This window comes from Paenibacillus sp. 01T442 (assembly GCF_056398345.1).
The window spans coordinates 319,726-337,053 of the sequence record NZ_JBFTPF010000001.1; the positions used below are offsets into that span (position 1 = coordinate 319,726).

Consider the following 17,328-nt stretch of genomic DNA (forward strand, 5'->3'; position numbering starts at 1 on the left):
TATATCTATTTATCTCGTGAATTCATTGGAATACTCGAAAACAGATAAAATGTAAGCGCAGTCAAAAAAACTGTTTTTTTAACAAACAGATCGATTTTTTACATGTGAATGACAAAGAAAACCCATTATGATGTGAGAAGGTAAACATTCCCAATAAAGGGGAGGTGTGAGTTGACGCAACGAGAACAAGCATCTGGGTAGAAGGAAAACCACGTAGAGAGCGAGGACTTTGTCTAATGAAAAAGCAAGCAAGTCGAATAGCAGCTATGCTATTATGTGGTCTTATGATTTCAAGCACTGCAATCCAAGTGCTGCCAAACGCTCAACCAACGGTACATGCTGCAGATGCATATGTAGGTAAATTTGATTTTGGTCCAGTAAGCAGTCCAGTCTTGGCGGGGTATAATCAAGTTCATGATCAAATGACGTATACGCAGGCGAGAGGCTACGGGCTTGAAACGGCATTGCCAACAGGCGCTTCAAGGAACCGTTCAGGCGGAACGGATCTGACGAACGATTTCATTCTGGGAACGCCGTTCACGTTCTTAGCGGACGTACCGAACGGGAACTATAATGTGACGATTTATTCGGGCGATCTCCTTGCGGGAACGTCGACAACGAAGACATCGGTTTCCCTGGAAGGTGTGGCGAAAGGGACGCTTTCAACGAAGACTGCAATTGCGCAAGCCACGTACAGCACAACAGTTACGGATGGACAACTAACGGTTGGCATCACAACGGGCTACGCCGGTACAGGAGCTGGCTATCTGAACGGTATCGTCATTGAACAGGTGATAACTGTGGCTCCTTCGGCTCCTACAGCGCTCGCGGTGACCAATATCAATCCGAGTGCGGGTGCAGCATCCGTATCACTAGCTTGGAGCAGTGTCACGGATGCGGTCTATTACAATATGTACCGTGCGACGAATAGCGCGACAAGTTATGATTTGATCTCACAAGTGCCAACGAATTCTTTCATTGATACAGCCGTATCGGCAGGAAATACATATTCCTACCAAGTTACAGCTATAAACGCAGGAGGTCTTGAATCCACAGCTAGTACATCTGTGACAGCGGATGTGGTGCAAACCGTCATCCTTCCAGCTCCTCCATCGAATGTAATGGTAAGCGGTGTCACTGCAGGGCAAGTATCCCTGCAATGGACAGCTTCAGCGGGTGCAACAGGGTATACCGTACTTCGTTCGGATTCTGCTGCTGGAACCTATACTGAAATAGGTACGGTTGCATCGACTTCTTTCACCGACACAACAGCTGATACATCAGTTGTGCATTACTATCAGGTGAAAGCTTCCAACACTGCAGGTATTTCTGCTGCCTCTAATGTGGCAGCAAGTACAGTATTTGTTGTTCCTAATGCGCTTCCATCTGACTTACCTTTGAAAATCGACTTCGGTCCTGGCGCCGTAGCGGACGGCTACTTTGGGATCACGGCTCCAGTTGCGTATTCCGATCAGCTCAAATACGGCTTCGCCGATCCATCGCTTGTCGGCTCTGGTAACAGCGGTACTGCAGATCCGCTGAAATCCGATTATTTGTCACCAGCAGGTACGTCCTTCAACGTGGATCTGCCCAATGGGGATTATGCGGTTTCCGTTACCTCAGGTGATGCTAGTGCAGCAACGGAAGTTGCTGTATCCGTAGAAGGAATGACAGCGAATAAAATTGCGCTCACGTCTAAAGCAGCTGGCGACTATTTGGAGCAATCGTTCGAAGTTGCTCTCGTGGATGGTCAATTGAACATTTTCTTCTCCGGGTCTGCGCCCAAAATTAATGGACTTGTTATTTCAAAGCTGGCGGATCGCGCAGCTGGAGAAACGCCTACAGTATATATTGCGGGCGATTCTACCGTGCAAACTTATGATCCGTACTGGAAGCCTCAAGCCGGTTGGGGACAGATGATTTCCCGCTATTTTACATCTGACATTACGTTCAGCAACCAGTCAATTGGCGGGCGAAGCAGCAAAACCTTCCTCACCGAAGGTCGATTAGATACCATTTTGCGTGCGATTAAACCGAATGATTATTTCCTGATTCAGTTCGGTCACAATGATGCGACGATCTCGGTTCCAGAACGATATGCTTCCCCTGCGGATTTCAAAAACTATCTGAAGACTTATATCAACGGGGCTAGACAGCGTGGAGCGATCCCGATTCTGGTAACACCTGTTGGTCGAAGAGACTTTAACGCAACAACGGGTCTATTCAATATCAGTTTCCMTGAGTATGTCGATGGGATGAAAGCAGTAGCACAAGAGATGGATGTCAAATTGGTGGACCTCAGTTCATTAAGTCGTGCGTACTATAACACGATCGGACCAATCGGGACACTTGCAGTCTTCCTCCATGTACCAGCAGGTACATATACTGCCTTCCCGAGCGGCAGTGCGGACGACACGCATTTCCAAGAGTATGGCGCCATCCAGATCGCGCGTCTGTTATCAGGTGGACTTAAAGATCTGAGTATCCCGCTTTCTAACTATGTCACGGATGTGGCGCCACCGGCAGCAGTTCCATCCAAGCCAATGGGCGTTGTGGCAGGCAGTGTCAGCAATGCAGGTGCAGTCCTGACATGGAATGCTGTGGAAGGTGCGGATATTTATAAAATATATAGAAAATTAGCCTCCGAAACGGCGTACGTCTTAGTGGGAACATCGACAGTGCCAACCAATACGATTCAAGGGATGACGGAAGGGCAGACTTATAATGTCGTGGTAACAGCGATCAACGGTAAAGGCGAATCGGAGCAGTCCGATGTCGTTGTGATCACAACGAAGCATGCAACGATGAAATACGACTTCGGTTTGGCCACCTCTCCCGTTCAAGAAGGCTATACGGGGATTAATCTTTCATCTGTGTATACGGCACAGAAAGGCTATGGAATCAAGGATCCAACGGGCATGATAGGCCGTGATCGGGCTACGGGCACGGATGTGCTTCGCGATTGGCTCGGCTATTTTAATGTCGGCTGGGAGTTCATGTTGGATCTGCCGAATGGTCTTTACTCCGTGAAGCTATACGTTGGTGACTATCTGGGAAGTGCAAGAACGACCGTTGCCATCGAGGGGACCGATTATGGAACCGTAACGGCAGGCAATAAGTCTGTGGTTGAAAAAATAATTCCGCAAACTTCCGTGAGTGATGGACAAATGAACTTCAAGTTTGGTGGTTCAACTGGCATCGTAAACGGATTGGAAATTACTCCTATTCTTATGGCACCTTCCGCGCTGAAAGTTGAGGCCAAGCAAGTAGATCCAGCGAATCCTTCCGTCACCTTGTCGTGGATTGGCGTCGAAGATGCTGCGACCTATAATGTCTATCGCAAAGTAGCCGGTGCATCGAAATTCCAGCTTCTTGGCAGCACAACAACGAACACCTATGAAGATCGCACTGTCGATGTAGGGATGGCCTACGAATACCAAGTGACAACCGTGGATTTGGCTTTAACGGAGACAGGGCCATCGGGGTCCATTACCGTTTCCATGATTGATCCGACTGTGCCGATCCCAGAAGTACCTGTACATCTACAAGCGAGCGCCGTGAATAAGAACGATCTCACCATTAGTTGGGATGAGGTTGCTGGTGCCAAGACCTTTAACATCTACCGGTCGAAGTCAGCTGGCGGCAGCTTCGAGTTGATTGGCAAGTCCAACCAAACCAGCTATACCGATTCCACTGTGCTAACTACCATTCCATACTTTTATAAAGTGGCGGCAGTAAGCGCAGGAGGTGTATCAGGACAATCTGAAACGCTGGCAACACCAGCTGTAACCGTGTTGAGTCGTCAAGCCGAGTATCTCGATCGCGCGCTTGTGGCGGTCAAACAAGATAAAGGTGTTTATGTGGGTTGGAAAATGCTAGGCACGGATGCGTCTGATATTGCCTTCAATTTATACCGCAGCGGTGTCAAAGTAAATGCAGAACCGATCACAGGCGCAACCAATTTGCTTGATGAAGCTGGCACAGATACATCGGTGTATCAGTTGAAAACCGTGAACGCAGGCATTGAACGCGTAGCTTCGAAAGAAGCGTCCGTGTGGCAGCATAACTACTTGTCTATTCCAATGCAGAAGCCAGATGGCGGAATCACGAAGGCAGGCGAAGCCTATACTTACAGCGCAAACGATACGAGTGTCGGCGATGTAGATGGCGATGGCACTTACGAGTTGATCGTGAAATGGGATCCATCAAACGCCCACGATAACTCACAAGCTGGTTACACAGGCAACGTATATATCGATGCTTACAAGCTGGATGGCACTCGCCTGTGGCGTATCGACCTTGGGCCAAACATTCGAGCAGGCGCACACTATACACAGTTCCAAGTGTTTGACCTGGATGGCGACGGGAAAGCAGAAGTCGCGCTCAAAACAGCTGATGGTACGATTGATGGAACAGGCATTGCGATTGGCGAAGCAGCCGCCGATCACCGAAATAGCTCGGGTTATGTATTGCAAGGTCCTGAATTTTTGACCGTCTTCGAGGGTTTAACAGGAAGAGCCATCGCGACGACCAATTATGATCCTCCTCGCGGAGTCGTGGCCGATTGGGGCGATGCTTACGGTAACCGTGTGGACCGATTCCTTGCTGGTACAGCTTATCTCGACGGCGAGCACCCAAGCTTGATCTTTAGTCGTGGGTATTATACAAGAACTGTCATTGTAGCCTACGACTATAAGAATGGTGCTTTGACCAAAAAATGGCGTTTTGATTCCAATGACGATGGACTTGGAGCAGCGTATACCGCTCAGGGCGATCATAACTTGTCCATAGGCGATGTAGATGGCGATGGCAAGGATGAGATCACATTCGGGGCTATGGCCATTGATGATGATGGCACACCGCTTTACAATACGGGGCTCGGTCACGGGGATGCTCAGCATCTAGGCGATCTGGATCCGTCTAGACCAGGGCTTGAGTTCTTCAATGTGCATGAGCATACGGATTCCCCTTACGGTATGGACTTCCGGGATGCGAAAACAGGTGAAATTCTATGGGGCATTCATACAGGCATTGATACCGGGCGCGGCATGTCGGCAGACATCGATCCGACCTATTTAGGTGAAGAAGTATGGGCTGCTACCATCACGAATGCTGAACATATTCCGCTCACAGGTCTATACAGTGCCAAAGGCGAGTTGATCTCCACGACGATTCCGAGCTCCACGAACTTCGGCATTTGGTGGGATGGCGACTTGAATCGTGAGTTGTTAGATGCCAATCGCATCGATAAATGGGATTATGTGAACCATACGACCAACAATTTGTTTACCGCTGAGGACGCATTGTCCAACAACAGCACGAAAGCAACACCGAACTTGCAAGCCGACCTGTTTGGCGATTGGCGTGAAGAAGTCGTATGGCGTAACACAGACAGCTCTGAGCTGCGGATTTATACAACGAGTGCATTGACCGAAACTCGGTTGCGTACACTGATGCATGATCCGATTTACCGTTTAGGGGTAGCATGGCAAAATACAGGTTATAACCAACCGCCGCACACAAGCTTCTATCTTGGCGTTGGTATGACGGAGCCAGCTCAGCCTCACCTTGCCATAGTGAACCAGCCAGCACCTGCAATTCCGCCTGTAACGACGGATGATGCACCGACAGGATGGGTGAATCACCCTGTAAAAGTCACACTTACAGTGAGTGACAGTGGTTCTGGTGTTGGCGGCACTTTCTACACGTTGGATGGGAAGCCGACTCAGCAAGGCACCACGATTTCTTTGTCAGATGAGGGTTCGCATGTGATTACGTATTGGAGTGTCGATTCTTTAGGCAATCAAGAAGACGTAAAAACAACCAAAGTGAATATCGATACGACAGGACCAGTGATCGTGCCAACCAGCTCCATGCAAGTATTCTGGACGGATGGCGGCAGTCTGACGTTTGATATCTCCGATCCATTAAGTGGAGTTGTTAGCAAGTCTTTCGAGGTTGACGGCACGCAAGTTATTCTTCCTTATTTATTCAATCCATTCTCTCTTGAGATTGGCGATCATAACGTGAAGGTGACGGCTGCTGATTCAGCAGGAAATGAAACTATTGGAACGTTTTCGCTGAAAGTCCAGATGGATGCGAATCACTTGGATGAGGCTGTGCGCTATGCGAACCAACAGAATTGGATCTACGCCCCGGCCACTTTCACTAATTTGTTAGATAAGATCGAGACCCTGCAAGCACATTTGAGTAAGCCTCAGGCTAAGAATAATTTCAATATGCTCGAGAATTACGTTCGTGCGCAATCAGGTAAAACGATCGATATGCAATTCGCAGCATCTATCATAAACGCGATTTCTTTTCTAAAAAATGGCAGAGATATTGTAAAAGCTCAATAGCACTATGAACTGGTACTGAAAAGGGGCTATAGCCTAGACATAATAATCAGCCAACCACCTAGTTAATCGTTCAAAGCTCGGTGGTTGGTTGTTTTTTCAACAAATTGATCAAACACGTCGGATTGTTGACAGAAGACCGCAAAATTTCAGGATCACTTCTTCCGCTTAATATTCGATCMAATATGATCATTTCCAACATCAATAGCTATATATCAGTGACATCATGCCTTTTTGCTCTTCGACTGGATGTAATGAGTAACACAGAATGAAAACATAATATTTTATAAAGAAGAAGTTAAATGAAATCGACGCAGGCTGGTTAATAAAGCCGGCATCGATTTATATTTGCTTCAACGGATTTGAAATTATCACAGACCTTAAGGTTTCTTTTTTTACAGAGGTATATGTCTTTATTGTGTGTCTACTCTTACCCCTCCGGCTTCCTTTGTTTTTCGTTGAGCTTCGGATTTCCTTTCTTTTAGACGTTAGTATACATGCAGTTTTATTATCCCTATGAATATCCATACCACTATGTTGTAAAGAAAAACGGCGATCAATTTTACCGCCGTTTTTCTTTATCCTGATGTATATTGATAACTGATGACTTATGTCGGGCGATCGTTGATCTAACTGGCAGTTTAGTTAAACAACCTTCCCTAATGCTTTATTTCAAAAATGAGCAATCGAAAAGAAATCACACCCACCGTACCATGGTATAATCAAAGATATACATATACAAATAATTACATATTCCTTATAAAGAAGGGAAATGAGCAATATGGCAAATATCGAGCACTTACAGACCGTGAATGTTCCAGCTTCAATGGTATATGAAGCATTAACCACTACAAAAGGACTTTCAGAAATATGGACAAATGAACTAATAGTCAATAATCAGATCGGTTGTATAAATGAGTTCCGATTCGGCGGCAAAGGCTTAACAAAGATGCGAGTTGATGAGCTTGTTACCGATAAAAAGATTTTGTGGCAGTGTGTGGATTCAGATCCAGAATGGATAAGTACGACAATTTCTTTTGATATGGAGGAAAAAAACGGGAAGACTTCAATCATTTTTCGTCAGATGAATTGGGAGGAAGTGACCGCATTTTATCGCGTATGTAATTATAATTGGGCTATTTTTTTGTACAGTCTTAAACAGTATTGCGAAGAAGGCGAGGGTCTTCCGTATCATAAACGGAAGTTTTAGAACCATTGAAAACACGGATGGGTTGGATACCTTAGGAAGAATTATAACTGCGTATCCTATATATTAACCTCTCTTAAAACAATATCATGAGAAAATAAGGTGTGATATGAAAGATGAAATATAACTATCGAGTTGAGGTTCTTAAAATTGGCGGAGACAAAAGCTTTGTATTCAGGCTGCCAGATGAGCTTAGGGTAGTTGAGATATTTATGAATTCAGATATTCAAAGTAAGTATATGAGTAAAAAGTTTAAGGATTTTGTAATTTATGAATTACTCCTAGCCCCCAACTGTAGCGATACAGCATCGGGGCTTTTTCTTTGTTTTTTGCGCTCCATTGCAAACACGGAKATTGACACCACAAATTCGCCTATACAGAACGGCATTGATCTCGTATCATGCTTTCCAGTCACATTTATCCCCGCCCAAGGAGCGAACATATTAATCAGTCTTGCCAGGGGAGGTACCAAGGACGCGCTGATCCGAATGGGATTATTGGCGGCGACGAAGAAGAAGAAAAAATGTACGGCGACACAAACATATGCGCAATCGCAGTGATATTAAAGGCTGGATTTGTAATGGATTATTCACATTCACTTGTCCATTAAGCTATCGGTGAACGATAGTTGAGGGGCTTGCTTCGCGGCAACTCCTCTTTTGTTTATAATAGAAATGGGTAGGTTTGTTTAATAAAGGGTCAAATGGAAATGTACAAGCTAAATAATGGAAGAAAAGAATTAAATTAGCAGACTCATAAGAAAGGGTGGCACATCTGAAAAAGTACAATATTATTCGTCCTATCATGCTGATTGTGGTTGCACTCCTAACGAAAAGCTTGGTTACCAATCTTTGCATGTTGCTGGGAATGGAATCCGAGTCAGCCAAAACCATGGGTTTCGGTGCGATGGTGATCGCCGCGCTCGTGGTCTTTTCCAGAAACCGAAGAAGTCCGAAATAGGATTTGCACCGCGCGCTAGGCATTTCGCCAAGGGTGTTCGGGATATTAATAAGAAGAAGCCAGCAAAGCCTTATGTTTGCTGGCTTTCTGCACTGTGCGCCCAGCATGGGTGCTATCTATAGGGTGTAAATCCCGAATGGTGAAGGCAGTAGTAACCATTAGCTCGTCCAAGCCAAAGTCCATACTGCCGAAGGCGAATGGAAGTAAATGTGGCAGATAGGTGGAGAGAAAGATAGCGTTCTTACCTGGGGAGATCTGTTGGTAAGCGAAGTGAACTTCGTAATCCTATTTGTGAGAGTAGGTTGAATCAGCGCAAGTCAACAGAAGCCATAGTACGCAAGGTGTTGCAACACCTTGAGGAAGGGCTGAACATGAACTAGGAATTGAACGACTTGGCATTCGAGGGTAAGCGATGAAAGCAGACAATTCAAGAGAACTTATCTGAGGAAAGTAGCGGTGAATACGCGAGGGTACTCAGAAGGGCTGAGCTTACAAACGGCATAAAGAGAAGACGGACAGATACAGTTTATTGCGGAAAAGAACATGAACCTCCGTATACCAAACGGTACGTACGGTGGTGTGAGAGGTCGGGGACTAGCCGTCCCCTCCTACTCGATTCATAACTTATTTGTCATCCAACAGAAGTTATCGGGTGGCAAATAAGTTTTGAAGTAGACAATAGGTGACCACGAGGTGACGATTAAACTCCCTCGAATTAATTCAGTATCCAGACTCATGAATGCAGGATTTCAGTCCAGTAAGAAATAAGCTGCGTATTGAATATCTACGTACTATAGACTTCTCTCCAATAAGGCTCCAACTTGTTTTGCCATGGTTTGCGGCGAATACGGCATTCCATTTCTAATCCACCATTCAATTACTCCTACATAAGCGGTGCCAGCATATTGCAACATAACATCTTCATTTAAGTCCACATTTCGCCCACTTTTTCTATCAATCTCGCCTTTGAATCCTTCCATAGTGTAATTAAGAAGCCGAGTCCTAAAACCGGAGGCCCCTTTACTGGCTAACATAGTTGAAAAGAATAAATAGTTTTTCTCAAAGTACTCAAAAAAAGGGATAAGTCCATTGCTCCAATCCATTTTACATGCCCATTCATCCATCTCACCTAATTCATCCATGTGCGATTCGATGAGTTTATCCAACAAATCGTATTTGTCCTGATAATGAAGATAAATGGTTCCGCGGTTTAGGTTTGCCTGGTCTGCAATATCCTGAATGGTAATCTCATCGAAACTTTTCTCATTCATTAATTCAATAACAGCTTTTTTCAAGGATTCCTGCGTCTTTACAATTCTTCGATCCATTTTTGCCATCGTATACTCCGCCCTTAGATAATTAACAATTTCGAATGCGATGTTGAGATCTCAACAAACTGCGTTTTTTTAACCATTGAATATAGGTTGCTCACCCTTATAATAATAGACATAGGTTGATTAAACAAATTATATCGTTTATCAGCTTCGAGTTAAAGTTTTAGTTTACCCAAAATAGGGGATGTTATCATAACTGCGTCCCGCATTAATAGATCCAATGGATTGATTAAACAAACTCTTTAAATCGTTGTTGAGATCAAAGAGTTCTTTTTTTAAAAAAGCTTATGAATAAAAATAAAGGGGATATGGCATATGATTGAAAAGAAAAAAGTAACGCTGGCAGCTTCTAGTTTATTTCATTCGAAAGGTAGGAGTTGGTTGTTTTGGAAAAACGAAATCATTTATTGATATTCATATTGACAGTAGGAGTTTTCGGTATTCTAAATACTGAAATGGGGGTTATTGGTTTATTGCCTTCCCTTGCTGAGCGGTTTGATGTCAGTGTCACTCAAGCTGGACTGTTGGTGAGTGTTTTTGCCTTAGGCATTGCCATTTCCGGCCCAATCATGCCTTTACTGTTTTCAGGAATAGATCGCAAGAAGGTCATGTTGCTTGTATTAGCAGTTTTCGTTCTAGGCAACACCGTATCATTAATTACATCTAACTTTAACATTCTATTAATTGCTCGTATCATACCAGCCCTTTTTCACCCCATTTATTGTTCTTTGGCGTTTACATTAGCTGCTTCCTCGGTAAGTAAAGAAGAAGCTCCAAAAGCCGTGTCCAAAGTTTTTATAGGAGTATCTGCTGGTATGGTAGCCGGTGTACCGATCGCAAGCTTTATTGATAGCGCCGTTTCATATGAAATGGCGATGGCCTTCTTTGGAATCGTAAATGCCGTTGTATTTATTGCTACTTTGGTATTTTTACCATCTATGCCTGTTAAGGAAAGGCTTTCTTATGGCATGCAATTTTCCGTATTAAAGAAACCAATTTTATGGATTTCAATCGTGACTGTCATTTTATTAAACTCAGCTGTATTTGGAGTGTATAGCTATATTACCGAATATCTGAAAACAGTAACCAATATGTCTCCTAACCACATAAGCTTAACGTTATTCCTCTTCGGCGGAGCCAATATGATTGGAAACATTGTCGCAGGAAGGCTGCTTATTCATAGTGCCGCCAAATCTGTCATATATTTTCCTTTGTTATTGACTGTTGTCTACATCATTTTATTCTTTACAGGACAGTTTGCTCTTCCTACGGCTATTACAACAATAATTTGGGGAATACTGGCTGGAGGAATAATGGCAAATATTAATCAATATCTGATTGCCTCTTCAGCTCCCGAAGCACCCGATTTTGCCAATGGATTATTTATATCGGCCTGTAACGTTGGGACAACAGTGGGTGCAGCTGTAGGCGGGGTGTTTATATCCCAAATGGGTACGCCATACGTTGCATTAGTAGGAATACTCTCTTTAGTTTTTAGTATTGTAACCATCTTACTAAGACATTACCTGTTCACTCCCGCTCGTCAGCTTTCTAGTCAATAAACATATATCTGGGATAAGTGAGGGATTAAATTGGAAAGACCATATATTATTTGTCACATGTTAACGTCATTAGATGGAAAAATTGCCATATCAGATGATGATGATCGATTTGGTCATCAAATTGTAGAAGTACTTTCCGAACAAGTAGCCGATGCTTATTTAGCTCATCTAAGAGAGCTAGTTATTTCTTATATTTTTGGTGGAAAGGAACGTTTAAAATTCACAGTAGTTGTAGAAAAGCTAAAGAAGTTATTTTCCATCGATAAACTACTACTTGAAGGCGGGGGCGTTTTAAACGGTTCTTTTTTAAATGAAGGTTTAGTTGACGAGGTAAGCTTAATTTCAATCCCAATTGTTGATGGTGCATCTAACTCTTTGACACTTTTTGAAACGAGTGCTCATCTTCAAAAGACTAAGCCAGTGAATTTCATCTTAAAGAGCGTTGAAAAACTGGACGATGGTGGATTATGGATGAATTATGTGATAAATCCATAAACTAAACGAGGGACGAGGAACTTTAGCTCAACAACAAGACACTTTTTTAAGCTTTCTGGGTTTTAAGAGTTCCCCAATACCTTTAGCCAACGTTTACCCTCCATACCTTCTAAAGATACTTAACATATTAATTCCTTATGTTGATTTATCAACAAATCACGTTTCTTTAACCATTGAATTAACGCATCTTGATCTTATAATAATAAACACAAGTTGATTAATTAGGAAACGGTGGAATTTTACTATACGAATATATGTCCTGCAACTATCCGCCATACAGTGTTTGCTTCTTTGACAATTTAGTTGATTATCTTGAAACATGTCAGGAAGTTTGGTTGAAGATAGGACCGTTTCATCGGATTTATGAGATCCGGATTAAAGAAAGGGAGGACTTAAGATTTATGAAGAAAAGAACATTGGGTAACAACGGTTTGGAGACTTCATTGCTTGGATTCGGGTGTATGGGGCTGAACTATCATCGGGGGCCGGCAAAAGACCGTAATGAAATGATTCAGGTCGTGCACTCCTTGTAACTCCTGCACAAATAGCAATTGCATGGATTCTTTCCCAGAAGACCTTTGTTGTTCCAATTCCAGGGACAACAAATGTCAGCAGAATCTCTGAAAATGTTGCATCAACTAATATCGTTTTTACTGAACAAGAGCTACAGGAGATCAATGAAGAAATCGCCAAGATCCAAATTGTTGGTGACCGTTATCCAGAAGCAGAAAAGAAGAGGACCGGCAAATAGGGAAATCCTAATTCTGCCGAAAGTTCAAATCAAAACAAAAAGTTTCATAAATGAAAAGAGGGTTAATTGGAATGAAAGCAAATATGATGTACGCTGCTGGTGACGTTCGAGTAGAAGAAGTACCCGTTCCGAAATTGCAAAAACCGACTGATGCCATTTTGAAAGTGGTTACCGCCTGTATTTGCGGAAGCGACCTCCATCCTTATCACAGCATGCATGCCCATGAGCATGGCAAAGGTGAAGCCATGGGGCATGAAGTGATCGGAAGAATTGAAGAAATGGGATCAGACGTTACCGGATTCAAAAGAGGCGATTTGGTTGTCGTTCCTTTTGCTTTTGGTGACAACATTTGTCCTTTTTGCCAAGAAGGATTAATGACTTCATGTATCCACGGTGGGTTTATGTCCGGTTGCCAAGCGGAGTTTGTTAGAGTACCTCAAGCACAAGGAAGTATGTTCAAACTGCCTGACGAAATAGATGAGAACTCTCCATTGCTGCCTTCCCTATTAACATTGTCTGATGTATACGGCACTGGTTATCATGCGGCTGTGAAGGGAGGCGTGAATGAAAATACGACAGTAACGGTTATCGGTGATGGAGCTGTTGGTCTTCTTGCCGTCCTGTCAGCGAAGAAACTCGGTGCCAAGAAAATCATTCTCATGGGTCGCCATAAGGTAAGGACAGATCTTGGTGTTGAATTTGGCGCAACAGATGTTGTTTCTGAGCGCGGAGAAGAGGGCATTACGAAAGTTCGAGAGTTGACGAATGGGGAAGGAACACACGTTGTTCTTGAATGTGTCGGACTAATGCCTGCTTATGAGATGAGCCTTGGTGTAGTAAGGGCTGGTGGGGTTATCAGCCGTGTTGGGGTACCTCAGTATGAGGATGCTCCCATCGGCTTTGCTAGTCTCTTTGGGCGTAATATAACGCTAACGGGGGGACCAGCGCCAACGCGTGCATATATGGAAGAATTATTACCCGACATCCTTAACGGTACAATTGAGCCTGGCCGTGTATTTGATGTAACTGTTGATCTGGATGGGGTTCCAGAAGGTTATCGTACCATGGACAAACGCGAAGCGCTCAAAGTACTAATTAGACCTCAATAAAGAGAAGTGTAAGAGAAAGAACTTGTACATTAGAGAGCATTACTATAGTGGTTAACAAAGGAGATAACAACTTTGCCAGAAAAACAAACAGCAGGGCGAGATTTACTTGGAAAATTCGCACCTAAGTTCGCAGAACTTAACGATAATGTATTATTCGGTGAAGTATGGTCCCGAGAGAATGAATTATCTCCTCGAGATCGCAGTATGATAACAGTTAGTGTTTTAATCGCTGGTGGGAACCTTGAACAATTACCAGCTCATTTACAAAGAGCAAAAGCGAACGGAATTTCACAAGAAGAGATGGCAGAAATCATCACCCACCTTGCCTTCTATGTAGGATGGCCAAAAGCTTGGTCAGCATTTAACAGAGCTAAAGAAATCTTTACTAAAGAGGAGGGTGAATAAATGGCATATGCAGTTATTGGGAATGTAACCTTTGCACCAGGTGCACGAAATAATTGGCATTCCCATAAAATTGGACAAGTTTTATTAGCCACAGGTGGAGAAGGATGGTATCAAGAAGAAGGGAAAGCTACGCGTCTCCCTAAACAAGGCGATGTCGTCAACATCCTTTGCGCAAAACTGACTTGAAGATCACTCCACCGAGAAAACTTAAGAAATGAGGTTTGGTGACATATGGAATATGTAAAGCTCGGAAATACTGGTTTGGATGTATCCAGGGTTTGTCTAGGTTGTATGGGTTTTGGTGTAGTTGTGCAGGGTGGACATCAATGGGTTCTTGATGAAGCGAACAGTCGTCTAATCATTAAACAAGCCCTGGAGCTTGGTATCAATTTTTTTGATACGGCGAATGTCTATTCAGCCGGAACAAGTGAGGAGTTTACTGGAAGAGCTTTAAAGGAATACTCAAAACGTGAAGAAATTGTGCTTGCTACGAAGGTTAATGGGCGTATGCATGATGGTCCAAACGGTGCCGGACTATCCCGAAAGGCAATTATGAGTGAGATTGATAAAAGCCTAAAGCGTCTGGGAACTGATTATGTGGACCTATACCAAATTCACCGCTGGGATTACCATACGCCTATCGAAGAGACAATGGAAGCTATGCATGATGTAGTGAAGGCAGGGAAGGCACGATACATAGGTGCTTCTGCCATGTACGCATGGCAGTTCTTGAAGGCCCTTCACACAGCCGAGAAAAATGKATGGACCCGGTTTGTTTCGATGCAGAATCATTACAACCTCATCTATCGCGAAGAAGAGAGAGAGATGCTGCCGCTCTGTAAGGCTGAAAAAATTGGTGTGATTCCCTACAGCCCACTCGCAGGAGGTAGATTGACAAAAGATCCGCAGGAAAAAACAAATCGTTCGGAAACCGATCAAATTGTGAAATTGAAATACGATGCGACTGCGGATACCGATCGATTAATCATCGATCAGGTGGCGGTTATCGCAGAAAAATACGGCGTTCCCCGCGCCCAAATCGCACTTGCCTGGCTGTTGCAGAAAGAACCGGTAACCGCCCCAATTGTCGGTGCAACAAAAACATCCCATCTTGAGGATTCAAAAGCTGCACTTTCTATTAAGTTAACATCTGAAGAAATGGCGTTGCTTGAAGAACCGTATGTACCTCACCGGGTCGTAGGTCATCAATAATGAACACTGTAGAACGTATATGGACGAAATCATTTATTCAAATGATGATAGGAAACCTGTTTCTATTTATCGCTTTTTACATGCTGTATCCGACACTGCCGCCATGGACGATTGAGCATGTTGCAGCCCCCGTTCGACCACAAAGGTGATTTCGCAAGGAAAGGAAAAGGTACGATTATGACTAAAATGAGAAACTGGATTAAAGTAACGACGATCTTAGTGATTTCCTTATCAATTGTCATGCCTTCATTCTCAACAAAGGATACGGCAGTCGGGCAATCGCCATTTTCATTGAATGCTGATTCTAGTAATTTGGGTCCAAAAATAGGTAAAGAGTCTATCTATGTTGACGGCATCCACACGGCGACAGGTAATTACGGGAGCTACGACTCGTCCATCTCCGTGACTATTACCTTGGTTGATGACGTCATCATAGGTATCCAAATCATTCCTCATGCGACGGATCGGATATGCCTCGACTTGGAACAACGCTTCGCCGACGTGATCCCGTCGGTAGTAGTCGGGAAGCATATCGACGAGATTGAAGTGGACCGACTTGCAGGATACAACCTTGTTACTGACGGACTTGAGTCAGCGATCGACCAGATTAAGGAGCAGAATCGGATAGGACCGACGATGCGTTGGAAATAGGAGGTTGCCTGTTCATATGGTCGGAAATTGAGAAAAGGGAATGCAGATGCTCCAGAACGAGATTTTTAAAAAATGAGTACTCAAAGCACTCTTTAATCATTGATCTATTCGAAGTAAATGTAAACAAAAGCTGAGCTCTGCTATCCAAGCAGACGCTCAGCTTTTCTTATGATTGCAACAAAAATTTACAAGTAGTTATGAAAGTGCACACTTAGGTGGAATTTAACCACACACTAAAAATGTCCTACTAATTATAATAAGTCTTAGTAATTATTGAATCCTCCGACTTACTGATAATTTGAAAGGAGAAACTGGACATGTCTAGTAAAGCAATATGGATGAAGGAAGCGAGACATTTCGGTGTAATGGTTCATTATTTAAGTAGCACACAACCCAGATCAGGCGAGCATGAACAAGACTTCAATTCAATGATCGATCGTTTTGACATGGAAAAGTTCATGAAACAGTTCAACCACACTGGTGCTGATTGGTTAATTTTCACCTTAGGTCAAAACACGGGTTATTATTGCTCTTATAATAGGTATCTAGAATCAATCGCTCCAGGATGCTGTTCAAGACGCGATCTCGCATTGGAGCTTGCAATCCGCGTGAAAGAGTCAAGTAATAAGTTTATTGCATATCTTCCATCAGAAGTTGATGCCAATATTGAAAAATTACGCGAAGCTTTTGGCTGGGATCTCCATCCCTCAGATAAAAGTGAATTTATGAAAAAGTACATGTTGTTTGTCAAGTAATATTCCAATAAATTTGGCCTTCTAGCAGACGGCTGGTGGTTTGACGGCTGTTACAATGCCACAGAAAAATCATTCTTAAGAACTCGTGAATGGGATAATACCCGCTTTGATCAGGATTTATGGTTCGCTGCTGTAAGATCTGGGAATCCCCAAGCAGCCATTTCGATGTGTCCGGGTGCGAACTCAATGAAGTATGTGTTTGATATGGAGGATTTTCTAGCAGGAGAGGCAGACTTCGGAAAACTTCCTAATGAAGAGCTTCCGGCTGGCATGCAGCCGCATGCACTTTTCTGGCTCGACTGCGCTTGGGGACACTGGGATGCACCTGGCGAGATTGTTCCCCCTAAGGTTTCTTTGGAGGAGCTATTCGATTATATAGTGTCCTGCAAGCAGAAAGGTGTAGCAGTAACGATCAACATTGGCATTTACGAGGATGGTTCGATGGCTGAACAATCTGTTGAAATGCTGCACCAAGTCTCGAATTTATTGGATGAGTGGAAGGCATAACATTTCCGTTTTAGGATTTAGGAA

Annotated in this window: 13 protein-coding genes and 2 pseudogenes; 14 read left to right on the plus strand and 1 reads right to left on the minus strand. The window is 43.6% G+C overall.

What is annotated here, in order from left to right; genetic code table 11:
* Positions 1 to 236 precede the first annotated feature (236 nt).
* The 3 genes from AC1DLM_RS01350 to AC1DLM_RS01360 all read left to right on the plus strand — a co-directional run bounded on the left by AC1DLM_RS01350 (position 237) and on the right by AC1DLM_RS01360 (position 8,123).
* Complete coding sequence (locus AC1DLM_RS01350) at positions 237 to 6,359, plus strand: rhamnogalacturonan lyase family protein (RefSeq protein WP_477568840.1); 6,123 nt, start codon at positions 237 to 239, stop codon at positions 6,357 to 6,359.
* 778 nt (positions 6,360 to 7,137) lie between these two features.
* Positions 7,138 to 7,566 (plus strand): SRPBCC family protein, encoded by a 429-nt coding sequence (locus tag AC1DLM_RS01355; protein ID WP_441987705.1) that lies wholly within the window; start codon positions 7,138 to 7,140, stop codon positions 7,564 to 7,566.
* A gap of 113 nt (positions 7,567 to 7,679) precedes the next feature.
* Positions 7,680 to 8,123: a hypothetical protein gene (locus AC1DLM_RS01360; protein ID WP_477568841.1), complete on the plus strand. Its 444-nt coding sequence runs from the start codon at positions 7,680 to 7,682 to the stop codon at positions 8,121 to 8,123.
* Between the two features lie 1,191 nt (positions 8,124 to 9,314).
* Here the strand turns inward: AC1DLM_RS01360 and AC1DLM_RS01365 are convergent.
* A complete protein-coding gene (locus AC1DLM_RS01365) occupies positions 9,315 to 9,860 on the minus strand; it encodes a TetR/AcrR family transcriptional regulator (RefSeq protein WP_441987707.1) in 546 nt (181 codons plus the stop codon).
* A gap of 383 nt (positions 9,861 to 10,243) precedes the next feature.
* Here AC1DLM_RS01365 and AC1DLM_RS01370 point away from each other — a divergent pair, with 383 nt between their 5' ends.
* The 11 genes and pseudogenes from AC1DLM_RS01370 (at position 10,244) to AC1DLM_RS01420 (ending at position 17,304) form a co-directional block, all read left to right on the plus strand.
* Complete coding sequence (locus AC1DLM_RS01370) at positions 10,244 to 11,419, plus strand: MFS transporter (protein ID WP_441987708.1); 1,176 nt, start codon at positions 10,244 to 10,246, stop codon at positions 11,417 to 11,419.
* A 30-nt stretch (positions 11,420 to 11,449) separates the two neighbouring features.
* The gene (locus AC1DLM_RS01375) at positions 11,450 to 11,914 is read left to right on the plus strand and encodes a dihydrofolate reductase family protein (protein ID WP_477568842.1); all 465 of its coding nucleotides are present in this window, start codon (positions 11,450 to 11,452) and stop codon (positions 11,912 to 11,914) included.
* A gap of 401 nt (positions 11,915 to 12,315) precedes the next feature.
* Positions 12,316 to 12,441 (plus strand): annotated as a pseudogene (locus AC1DLM_RS01380) (aldo/keto reductase); the annotation flags it as partial.
* A 62-nt stretch (positions 12,442 to 12,503) separates the two neighbouring features.
* Positions 12,504 to 12,665 (plus strand): hypothetical protein, encoded by a 162-nt coding sequence (locus tag AC1DLM_RS01385; RefSeq protein ID WP_477569059.1) that lies wholly within the window; start codon positions 12,504 to 12,506, stop codon positions 12,663 to 12,665.
* 71 nt (positions 12,666 to 12,736) lie between these two features.
* A complete protein-coding gene (locus tag AC1DLM_RS01390) occupies positions 12,737 to 13,774 on the plus strand; it encodes a zinc-binding dehydrogenase (protein WP_477568843.1) in 1,038 nt (345 codons plus the stop codon).
* Between the two features lie 72 nt (positions 13,775 to 13,846).
* Complete coding sequence (locus tag AC1DLM_RS01395; protein ID WP_477568844.1) at positions 13,847 to 14,179, plus strand: carboxymuconolactone decarboxylase family protein; 333 nt, start codon at positions 13,847 to 13,849, stop codon at positions 14,177 to 14,179.
* A 15-nt stretch (positions 14,180 to 14,194) separates the two neighbouring features.
* Positions 14,195 to 14,344 (plus strand): annotated as a pseudogene (locus AC1DLM_RS01400) (cupin domain-containing protein); the annotation flags it as partial.
* Between the two features lie 66 nt (positions 14,345 to 14,410).
* Positions 14,411 to 15,391, plus strand: a complete 981-nt coding sequence (locus AC1DLM_RS01405) for an aldo/keto reductase (RefSeq protein ID WP_477568845.1) — start codon at positions 14,411 to 14,413, stop codon at positions 15,389 to 15,391.
* A gap of 177 nt (positions 15,392 to 15,568) precedes the next feature.
* Complete coding sequence (locus AC1DLM_RS01410; RefSeq protein WP_477568846.1) at positions 15,569 to 16,042, plus strand: hypothetical protein; 474 nt, start codon at positions 15,569 to 15,571, stop codon at positions 16,040 to 16,042.
* 317 nt (positions 16,043 to 16,359) lie between these two features.
* The gene (locus AC1DLM_RS01415; RefSeq protein ID WP_477568847.1) at positions 16,360 to 16,797 is read left to right on the plus strand and encodes a hypothetical protein; all 438 of its coding nucleotides are present in this window, start codon (positions 16,360 to 16,362) and stop codon (positions 16,795 to 16,797) included.
* A gap of 186 nt (positions 16,798 to 16,983) precedes the next feature.
* On the plus strand, positions 16,984 to 17,304 hold the full coding sequence (locus AC1DLM_RS01420) for a hypothetical protein (protein ID WP_477568848.1): 321 nt from the start codon (positions 16,984 to 16,986) through the stop codon (positions 17,302 to 17,304).
* The last annotated feature ends 24 nt before the right edge of the window (positions 17,305 to 17,328 follow it).